The organism is Actinosynnema sp. NPDC020468, assembly GCF_040642015.1.
In the GTDB taxonomy this organism is placed as follows: domain Bacteria; phylum Actinomycetota; class Actinomycetes; order Mycobacteriales; family Pseudonocardiaceae; genus Actinosynnema.
Window position 1 is genome coordinate 78,286 of the sequence record NZ_JBFAEO010000020.1, and the last position, 10,764, is coordinate 89,049.

The window sequence follows — 10,764 nt, forward strand, 5'->3', positions numbered from 1 at the left end:
GTGCGCTCCTCGTCGGCTCAGGAGATCCCGAGTTCGTGGTCGATGAAGTCGATGAGGTCGTCGGCGGACGCGGTGTCCAGACCGTCGGGCGTCACGTCCCGGTCCAGCGACCGGAGCAGGACGCGCAACCGGGTCGCGACGGCGGCCTGGTCGTGGTCCGACGCGTCGACCAGCGCGTGTTCCAACTGGGCCAACGCCCGTCGCGCGCCGTCGATCGGGGTCGGGTCGAGCCGCTCCCGCAGGTGGGCGGCGAGCGCGCCCGGTGTGGGGTGGTCGAACACGGCGGTCGCCGCGAGTCGCACGCCCGTCGCCGTGCCGAGCCGGTTGCGCAGTTCCACCGCGGTCAGCGAGTCGAACCCGAGGTCGGCGAACGGCCGGCTCGCGTCGATCGCCGCCGGGTCGGGGTGCGCGAGCACGGTCGCGGCCAGCGCCCGGACCAGCTCCAGCAGCGCGGCCTCCTGCTCGGCGGGCGGCAACCCGGCCGGCCGCGGCACCGAGGCGACCGGCTTGCGCGCGCGGACCAGACCCCGCAGCACGGCGGGCAGCGGGTCGACCTTCGCGAGCGCCGCGCGGTCCAGCCGCACCGGGACCAGCGTCGGTTCCGCGCTGCCCAGCGCCGCGTCGACCAGCGCCAACCCCTGCTCGGTCGACCACGCGCCGAGGCCGCCGCGCGCCAACCGGGCCAGGTCGTCCGCGCCGAGCCCGCCGGTCAAGCCACTGCGCCGCGCCCACAGGCCCCACGCGAGCGAGGTCGCGGGCAGGTGCCGCCGGTGGCGGTGCTCGGCCAGCGCGTCCAGGAACGTGTTCGCCGCCGCGTAGTTCGCCTGACCGGGTCCGCCGAACGTGCCGGCGGCCGAGGAGAACAGCACGAAGTGGGTCAGGTCGTGGTCGAGGGTGGCCTCGTGCAGGTGCCACGCGCCGTCCACCTTGGGCCGCAGCACGCGGTGCAACCGCTCCCCGGTCAGGTTCGCCACGGTCGCGTCGTCCAGCACCCCGGCCGCGTGCACCACGGCGGTCAGCCGCTCGCCCCGCAGCACCGCGTCGACCTGCGCCCGGTCGGCCACGTCGCACGGCGCGATCCGGACGTCGGCGGGCAACCCGGCCAGCCCGTGCGGGTCGGCTCCGCTTCGGCTGACCAGCAGAAGTCGTGGCGCGTCGTGGCGTTCCACCAGGTGCCGGGCCACGGCGGCGGCCACCGTGCCCGAGGCGCCGGTGATCAGCACCGTCCCGGTCGGGTCGAGCGGCCGGTGGCCCGGCCGGGGCGCGACGGCCAGCCTCGGCGCGCGCAGGCGGCCCTCGTGAAGACGCACGTGGGGTTCGCCGGCAGCGAGCGCGGGCTGCACCGCGTCCGGGTGGTCGACCAGCACGACCCGCCCGGGGTGCTCGGTCTGGGCGCTGCGCACCAGGCCGACCACGGTGGACCCGGCCAACCCCGGCGGCTCGACCACCGCCAGCGGCACGTCGGTCGGTTCGGCGAGGAACTCCCGCAGGTGCGCGAGGGTGTGCGCGGCCACGGCGTGCGCGGCGGCCGGCACGTCGCCCTCCGGCGGCTCGGGCCGGAACACCCGCACCGGCACGGGTTCCCGCGCGGGCACCGGCACGTCGACCCACTCGAGCCGGTGCACGTCGACGGCGAGCTGCCCCGCCGACACCGGCCGCACCACCAGCGAGGCCACCGAGAGCACGGCGGCTCCGGCCGGGTCGACGGCGGTGATCCCTCCGCCGGCGAGCCGCACGCGCAGGGTGGTCGCGCCGGTGGCGCGCAGCCGGACGCCGGTCCACCCGAACGGCAGCCGCAGCTCGTCACCCAGCAGCGCCAACGGGTGCAGGGCCGCGTCGAGCAACGCCGGGTGCACGCCGAACCCCGTCGCGTCGAGGTCCTCGGGCAGGGTCACCTCGGCGAACAGCTCCTCACCCCGCCGCCACACGCCCCGCACCCCCTGGAACGCCGGCCCGTAGTCCAGGCCGAGCGCGGCGAACCGGTCGTGGAGTTCCCGCAGTGGCACCGGTTCCGCGTCCGCCGGCCAGTCGAACACCTCGGCCGGCTCGTCGTGGGCGGTCAGGACGCCGGTGGCGTGCCGGGTCCACGGCCCGTCGGTCGCCGAGTGCACCGCGATCGACCGCCGTCCGCCCTCGTCCGGGCCGACCACCACCTGCACCCGCACCGGGGTTTCCGTCAGCACCAACGGTGTTTCCAGGGTCAGTTCCTCGACGTGCGGGGTGCCGACCCGGTCGCCCGCGTGCAGCGCGAGCTCCAGGAACGCCGTGCCGGGGAACAGGACCGCGCCGAGGGCGGCGTGGTCGGCGAGCCACGGGTGGGTGCGCGTCGACACCCGACCGGTGAGCACCAGCTCGTCCCGGTCGGCCGGGTCGACCGCCGCGCCGAGCACCGGGTGGTCGGGGTCGGTCAACCCGGCCGCCGCCACGTCCGCGCCGGGGGTCGCCTCCAGCCAGAACCTCTCGCGCTGGAACGGGTAGGTGGGCAGCGGAATGTGGTCGGCGCGCGGGATGATCGCGGACCAGTCGAGGGTGAGTCCGCGGACGTGGGCGGTGGCGAACGCGGTCAGCAGTCGGCTCGGTCCGCCGTGGTCGCGGCGCAGCGTGCCGAACGCGGTGGCCAGGTCGCCGATCGCCGTCGTGAGCACCGGGTGCGGGCTGACCTCCACGAACGTCGTATGTCCACTGTGGAGCAATGCGGCGACGGTGGGGTGGAAGAGCACGGGGTTGCGCAGGTTCTCGTACCAGTAGCGGGGGCCGAGGCCGGTGGTGTCGAACGGGCCGCCGGTGACGGTGGAGTGGAACGGGATTCGGCTCGGTCGGGGCGTGATGCCGTGGAGCAGCGCCGGAATCCGTTCGGCCAGTGGTTCGACGTGCGGGGTGTGCGAGGCGTAGTCCACCGGGATCAGCCGGGCGTTCGCGGTGGTCTCGCGCAGCCGGCGCAACGCGTCGACGTCACCCGCGACCACGGTCGAGGTCGGCCCGTTCACCGCCGCCACGTGCACGTCGTCGTGCCCGGCGATGAACGCGCGGGCCTCGTCGGCGCCGAGCGGAAGGGAGAGCATCCCGGTGGCGCCGGTGAGTTCGCCGAGAGCCCGCGCCCGCCGGGACACCACGGTCATCGCGTCGGCCAGGTCCAAGGCTCCGGCGGTGTAGGCGGCGGCGATTTCGCCCTGGGAGTGCCCGATCACCGCGTCGGGTGTGACGCCGGCGGCGATCCAGAGCTTGGCGAGTCCGGTCATCACGGCGAACAGGGCGGGCTGCACCCGGTCGACCCGGTCGAGCTCGCCACGCAACGCTTCCGGCAACGACCAGTCCAGTTCGGCGTCGCAGGCTTCGACGTGCTCGCGGAACAACGCCGAGGTGGTCAGGAGTTCCCGGGCCATCCCGGTCCACTGCGAGCCCTGACCGGGGAACACGAACGCGGTGCGGCCGGTGTGGTCGGCGACCCCCTCGATCAGCGACGGGTGGGGCCGGCCGTCGCGCACCGCGGTCAAGGCGTCGACCAGGTCCTCCCGGTTGTCCACCACGATCGCCGCGCGGTGCGGGAAGTGCGCGCGGCGGGCGAGGGTGTGGGCGAGGGAGCGGAGGTCGTCGGTGTGGTCGAGGAGTCGGCCGGCCTGCTCGCGCAGCGCCGCCGGTGTTCTCGCCGACAGCAGCACGGGAACGGCGTCGGTGGTCACCATCGTCGGTCGCGGTGTCGCCGCCACGGGCTCGGGTGCCTCTTCGAGGATCACGTGGGCGTTGGTGCCGCTGATCCCGAACGACGACACCCCGGCGCGTCGGGGCCGGCCGTGGCGCTTCCAGGGTCGGGCTTCGGTGAGCAGCGCGACGGAGCCGGAAGTCCAATCGACGTGCGGGGTCGGCTCGTCCACGTGCAGGGTGCGCGGCAGCACGCCGTTCGTCAGCGCCAGCACCATCTTGATCACCCCGGCGACGCCGGCGGCGGCCTGGGTGTGGCCGAGGTTGGACTTGATCGACCCGAGGTAGAGCGGTTCGGCGCGGTCCTGGCCGTAGGTGGCGAGGAGGGCCTGGGCCTCGATGGGGTCGCCCAGCCTCGTTCCGGTGCCGTGCGCCTCGACCGCGTCGACGTCCGAAGTGGACAGTCCGGCGGTCGCGAGCGCGGCCCGGACCACCCGCTGCTGGGCGGGGCCGTTCGGTGCGGACAGGCCGTTGGACGCGCCGTCCTGGTTGACCGCGCTGCCCCGCACCAGGGCCAGCACCGGGTGGCCGTGCCGGCGCGCGTCGGACAGCTTCTCCAGCAGCAGCAACCCGACGCCCTCGCCCCAGCCGGTGCCGTCGGCCGCGCCCGCGAACGCCTTGCACCGACCGTCCGGCGCCACGCCGCGCTGCCGGGAGAACTCGGTGAACACGCCGGGAGTGGACATGACCGTCGAACCGCCCGCGAGCGCGAGCGCGCACTCGCCGTGCCGCAACGCCTGTGCCGCGAGGTGCAGGGCCACCAACGACGACGAGCACGCGGTGTCCACGGTGATCGCCGGTCCTTCGAGCCCGAAGGTGTAGGCGATGCGCCCGGACGCGACGCTCGGCGTGCTGCCGGTCGCCAGATAGCCCTCGACGCCCGCCGGCACCCGGGTCAACCGGGCCGCGTAGTCCTGCGGGATCACCCCGGCGAACACGCCGGTCCGACTGCCGCGCACCGACGCCGGGTCGAGCCCGGCGCGTTCGAACGCCTCCCACGCGGTTTCCAGCAGGAGCCGTTGCTGGGGGTCGGTGGCCAGCGCCTCGCGCCGGGACATGCCGAAGAACGCCGGGTCGAAGTGGTCCGCGTCGCGCACGAAACCGCCGTGCCGGGTGGAGGTGCGGCCCGGGCGGTCGGGATCGGGGTCGTAGAGCGCCTCGACGTCCCAGCCGCGCTCGACCGGGAACTCCGCGATGGCGTCCACCCCGTCCGCGAGCAGCCGCCACAGGTCCTCCGGCGTCCGCACCCCGCCGGGGAACCGGCAGCTCGCCGCGACGATCGCGATCGGCTCGTCCGACGAGGCCCGCACCGGCTCGTCGGGGGTTTCGGCCGCGGTCCCGGACAGCTCGGACCGCAGGTGGGCGAGGAGCGCGGCGGGCGTGGGGTGGTCGAACACGAGCGTCGCGGGCAGCCGCAACCCGGTGGCCGCGTCGAGCCTGTTCCGCAGTTCCACGGCGGTCAGCGAGTCGAACCCGAGGTCGCGGAACGACCGGTCCGGCTCGATCGCGTCGCCGTCCGGGTGCCCGAGCACCAGCGCGACGGCCGACCGCACCAGCGCGGGCAACGAGTCGACCGCGGTGGTGCGCGCGACCTCCGGCCGGACCAGCGCGCTCAGCACCGGGGTCGACGGCAGTGCGGCCCGGTTCACCCCCGCCGGCACCACGACCGCCGTGTCCGCGTCGAACGCCGCGTCGAACAGCGCCAAGCCGTGCTCGGCGGACAGCGGGACCAGGCCACCCCGGGCCAGCCGCGCCAGGTCGGCCGCTTTCAGCGCCGCGGTCATCCCGCCGACGGGTTCCCACAGGCCCCACGCCAACGACGTCGCGGGCAGTCCCCGCCGCCGGCGGTGCTCGGCGAGCGCGTCCAGGTAGGCGTTGGCCGCCGCGTAGTTGGCCTGGCCCGGACCGCCGAGCGTGCCGGCGACCGAGGAGAACAGCACGAACGCGGTCAGGTCGCCCGCCAGCTCGTGCAGGTGCCGCGCGCCGTCGGCCTTCGGCCCGAGCACCGCCGCCAACCCGGCCGGCGTGAGCGCGTCGAGCGTGGCGTCCTCGACCACCCCCGCCGCGTGCACGACCGCCGTCACGGGGTGCGCGGCGAGCAGCGCGGCCACCGCGTCCCGGTCCGCCACGTCGCACGCCTCCAGCACGACCCGCGCCCCGGCCGCGATCAGCTCCGCGGCCAACTCGCGGGCACCGGGCGCGTCCGGGCCGCGCCGGCCCACCAGCACCAGGTCGGTGACACCGTGCGCGGCCACCAGGTGCCGGGCCACGAGCGCGCCGAGCCCACCGGTCGCGCCGGTCACCAGCACCCGACCCGCCCACGCCGCCGGCACGGTCAGCACCAGCTTGCCGACGTGCCGGGCCTGAGCGAGGAACCGGAACGCCTCGGGTGCGCGCCGCACGTCCCACGCGGTCACCGGGAGCGGCTCCAGGGCGCCGGACTCGAACAGCCCGACCAGGTCGGCCAGCACCTCCCGGATCCGCTCCGGTCCGGCGTCGAGCACGTCGAACGCCCGGTAGTGGAGCCGGGGGTGGTCGGCCGGATCGCGGAGGTCGGTTTTGCCCATCTCCACGAACCGGCCGCCGTCGGGCAGCAGCCGCAGCGACGCGTCCACGAACTCGCGGGCCAACGAGTTCAGCACCACGTCGACCCGCCCGAACCTGGCTTCGAACTCCAGGGTTCGCGACGAGGCGAGCCGCTCGTCCGGCACTCCCAGCCGGCGCACGGCGTCCCACTTCGCCGGACTCGCCGTGCCGTGCACGACCGCGCCCAGGTGCCGTGCCAGCTGCACGGCCGCCATGCCCACGCCGCCGGCCGCCGCGTGCACCAGCACCGACTCGCCCGCCCGCACCCCGGCCAGGTCCACCAGCCCGTAGTAGGCGGTGAGAAAGGCGATCGGCGTCGCCGCGCCCTGCGCGAACGACCAGCCGGCCGGGATCCGGGCCAGCAGCCGGTGGTCGGTCACCGTGACCGGCCCGACCCCGTCCGCCAGCAACCCCATCACCCGGTCGCCCGGCGCGAACCCGGTGACACCCGGCCCGACCTCGAGCACCACGCCCGCGCCCTCGGCGCCGATCCGCGCGTCCGGATCCGGATAGAGGCCGAGCGCGATCATCACGTCGCGGAAGTTCACGCCCGCCGCGCGGAGCGCGATCCGCACCTGCCCGACGTCGGGCGAGCGGTGGTCGTGCGGCAGGAGCGCGAGGTGGTCGAGCGTGCCGGTGGCCGTGACGCCGAGCCGCCACCCGCCGTCGGGCGTGGGCAAACCCCGGTCGGCGGGCACGAGCCTGGGCGCGTAGAGGGTTCCGGCGCGCAGCGCGACCTGGGATTCGCCGGTGGCGACCGCGAGCCCGATCGCGTGCTCGTCCGGGACGTCCAGGTCCAGCACCGTGATCCGGCCCGGGTGCTCGGCCTGTGCCCCGCGTACCAACCCCCACAGCGCGGCCCCGACCAGGTCGGTGACCTGATCGCCGTCCCGCGCCGCGACCGCGTCCGCCGTGAGCACCACGACGTCGTCCGGTCCGGCGAGCGCGTCGCGCAACGCGGTCAACAGGCCGGTCGTGGCGGCGTGCAGGTCCAGGGTGCCGTCGCGGTGGTCGAGCACCACGGGGGTCGGCACCGGTTCGGCGGGCCGCGGCACGGGCCGCCACGACAGCCGGAACAACGAGTCGGCCGTGCGGGACCGCGCCAGTCGCGCGGCCGACACCGGGCGCACGGCCAGCGTGTCCACCGACACCACCGGGTTGCCCGCCGGGTCGGTCGCGGCCAGGGCGAGACCGGACGCCGTCGGCGACAGCCGCACCCGGAGTTCGGTGGCCCCGGTGGCGTGCAGGGTGACACCGGTCCAGGCGAACGGCAGCCGCACCTGGTCGTCGCCGTCCAGGACCGCGGTGGCGGCGAGCGCGTGCAGCGCGGCGTCGAGCAACGCCGGGTGGAGCCCGAATCCTTGCGCGCCAACGCCTTCCGGCAGTCGGACCTCGGCGTAGGTGTCCGCGCCGTGCCGCCACACCGCCCGCAACCCGCGAAACGCCGGGCCGTAGGCGAGTCCCGCGTCCGCGAGTGCCGGGTAGAGGTCGGTCAGGTCCACCACCGTGGCGTCGGCCGGCGGCATGGTGTCCACAGTGGACTGCCTGGGGTGATCGGACAGCACGCCGGTCGCGTGCCGAACCCAGCGGTCGCCCGAACCCGAGTGCACGCTGACCGCCCGACCGGCGTCCACCGACACCTGCACGTCCACGCCGCCCCGGTCCGGCAGCACGAGCGGTGCCTCCAGCGTCAACTCCTCGATCCGACCGCAGCCGACCGCGACACCGGCACGCACCACGAGGTCCACGACTCCGGTGCCCGGGAACAGCACTGACCCGAGGACCGAGTGATCGGCCAACCACGGGTGGGTGCGCGTCGACAGCCGCCCGGCCAGCAGGACCCCGTCACCGTCCGCCACTCGCACCGGCTCGCCCAGCAGACCGCGGTGCGCCGACGTGTCCAACCAGTAGTTCCGCCGCTGGAACGGGTAGGTGGGCAACGTGGCGACGCCGCGCGTCGGACTGGTGACGTGCGCGCCCTGGACGTGCGCGGCAGCGAGGGCGGCGGTGAACGTCTCGACCTGCGGCCGGTTCCGCCGTTGGGTGGCGATGCCGCCGACGAGGCCGCTGAGCGTTCCGTCCGGGCCGATTTCGAGGAACCTCGTGACGCCGGCATTGGTGAGGGTGGTGATCGTGTCGTGGAACCGGACGGTGGCGCGGAGGTGTTCGGCCCAGTAGTCGGGTGAAGTGAGCCGGTCGGCTAGTCGGCCGGTGATGTTGGAGACGACGGGGATCCTGGGCTCGTGATAAGTGAGACCGGCCGCGATCGTCCGGAACTCGGCGAGGACCTCGTCCATGTGGTGGGAGTGGAAAGCGTGGCTGACGTTCAGCACGCTCGTCTTCCGGCCCAACTCGCGGAATCGCTCGGCCACGGGGTGGACTTCGTCGTGGTCGCCGGAGATCACCAGACTGTCCGGGCTGTTGATGGCGGCGATGTCGACGTCGTCGGGTAGTTCGTGTTCCTGGGCTTGGATGGCGATCATGGCTCCGCCCGGCCGGGCGGCTTGCATGAGTCGGGCGCGTGCTGACACGAGTGTTGCCGCATCGGCCAAGTTGAGGACTTTGGCGAGATGGGCTGCGGTCAGTTCGCCGATCGAGTGCCCGGCGAGGTAGTCGGGCGTAACGCCGTGGTGGGTGATCAGGTGGTAGAGCGCGATTTCGTGGGCGAACAAGGCGGGTTGGGTGTGCAGGGTTTGGTCGAGCGAGTTCTCCTCGATCGGGAATTCCAGGTGCGACAGGACTTCGTCGTAGGCCTGGGCGTAGACGGGAAACGCGGCGTACAAGTCCTGCCCCATGCCGGGGTATTGGCTGCCTTGGCCGGTGAAGAGGAACGCGGTTTTGCCCGGTTTCGCCAGACCGGTGACCAAAGACGGGTGTGGAGTGCCGGAGGCCAGGGCTTCCAAGGCTGCGTGGTGGTCGCCGCTGATGCCGGCCCGATGGTCGAAACGGGCGCGAGAGGCCAGGGTTTGGGCGGCGTCGGTGTGGGTGAGCAGGGCTCGGGCCTGGTCGCGGAGGGCCGGTTCGGTGCGGGCGGAGAGCAGCCACGGCAGGGGAGTGGGGTGCGGGCGTTCGGCGGGTGGTGGTGGTTCCTCGATGATCACGTGGGCGTTGGTGCCGCTGATCCCGAACGACGACACGCCCGCCCGGCGGGGGCGTTCGCCCCGGTGCCACGGCCGGGGTTCGGTGAGCAGCGCGACGGAACCGGTGGACCAGTCGACGCGCGGCGTCGGTTCGTCCACGTGCAGGGTGCGGGGCAACACGTCGTGGTGCAGCGCCTGCACCATCTTGATCACCCCGGCCACACCCGCCGCGGCCTGGGTGTGGCCGATGTTGGACTTGATCGCGCCCAACCACAGCGGCCGGTCGCGGTCCCGGCCGTAGGTGGCGAGCAAGGCCTGGGCTTCGATGGGATCGCCCAGGGTCGTTCCGGTGCCGTGGGCCTCGACGGCGTCGATGTCCGATGTGGACAGTCCGGCGTCGGTGAGCGCGGCGTGGATGACACGTTGTTGGGAAGGGCCGTGAGGTGCGGTGAGGCCGTTGGACGCGCCGTCCTGGTTGACCGCGCTGCCCCGCAGCACCGCGAGCACCGGGTGGTCGTGGCGGAGCGCGTCGGACAGGCGTTCCAGCAGGAGCAGACCCGCGCCCTCGGCGAAGGCGGTGCCGTCGGCCGCGCCCGCGAACGCCTTGCAGCGGCCGTCGGGCGCCAGACCGCGTTGGCGGGAGAACGCCAGGAACACGCCGGGGGAGGCGATCACCGTGGCACCGCCCGCCAGCGCGAGCGAGCACTCGCCGCGCCGCAGCGCCTGTGCGGCCAGGTGCAGCGCGACCAGCGACGACGAGCAGCCGGTGTCCAGGGTGATGGCCGGTCCGGTGAACCCGAACGTGTAGGAGACGCGGCCGGAGGCGACGCTGGTCGTGCCGCCGGTCATGAAGTAGCCCTCGAGACCCTCGGGTGCCTCGTTGGGCCGCGGCACGTAGTCCTGCGCGATCACGCCGGCGAACACCCCGGTTCGGCTGCCGCGCAACGAGTGCGGGTCGATGCCGGCGCTTTCCACGGCCTCCCAGGCGGTTTCCAGCAGGAGCCGCTGCTGGGGGTCGGTGGCCAGCGCCTCGCGGGGTGACAGGCCGAAGAACTCGGGGTCGAACGCGCCCGCGTCCCGCAGGAAACCACCCTGGTCGGCGTAGCTGCGGCCCTCGACGTCCGGGTTCGGGTCGAACAGCGCGTCGAGGTCCCAGCCCCGGTCGGTGGGGAAGCCGGAGATCGCGTCCACCCCGTCGGCCACCACCCGCCACAGGTCCGCCGGCGTCCGCACGCCGCCCGGGTACCGGCACGCCATGCCCACGACGGCGATCGGCTCGTGCGCCCTGGCCTCGACGTCGTGCAGGCGCTGTCGGACCTGGCGCAGGTCGGCGGTCGCCCGCTTGAGGTAGTCGCGGAGCTTCTCTTCCTTCTCCATCGGCGTGCTCACCCCTCCCGGG

Annotated in this window: 1 protein-coding gene; it reads right to left on the reverse strand. The window is 74.4% G+C overall.

Annotated elements, in window-relative coordinates:
- Nucleotides 1–17: 17 nt before the first annotated feature.
- Nucleotides 18–10,742, reverse strand: coding sequence for an SDR family NAD(P)-dependent oxidoreductase (locus tag AB0G50_RS16630; protein WP_360108522.1), 10,725 nt, complete (start codon nt 10,740–10,742; stop codon nt 18–20).
- Between the last annotated feature and the right edge of the window lie 22 nt (nt 10,743–10,764).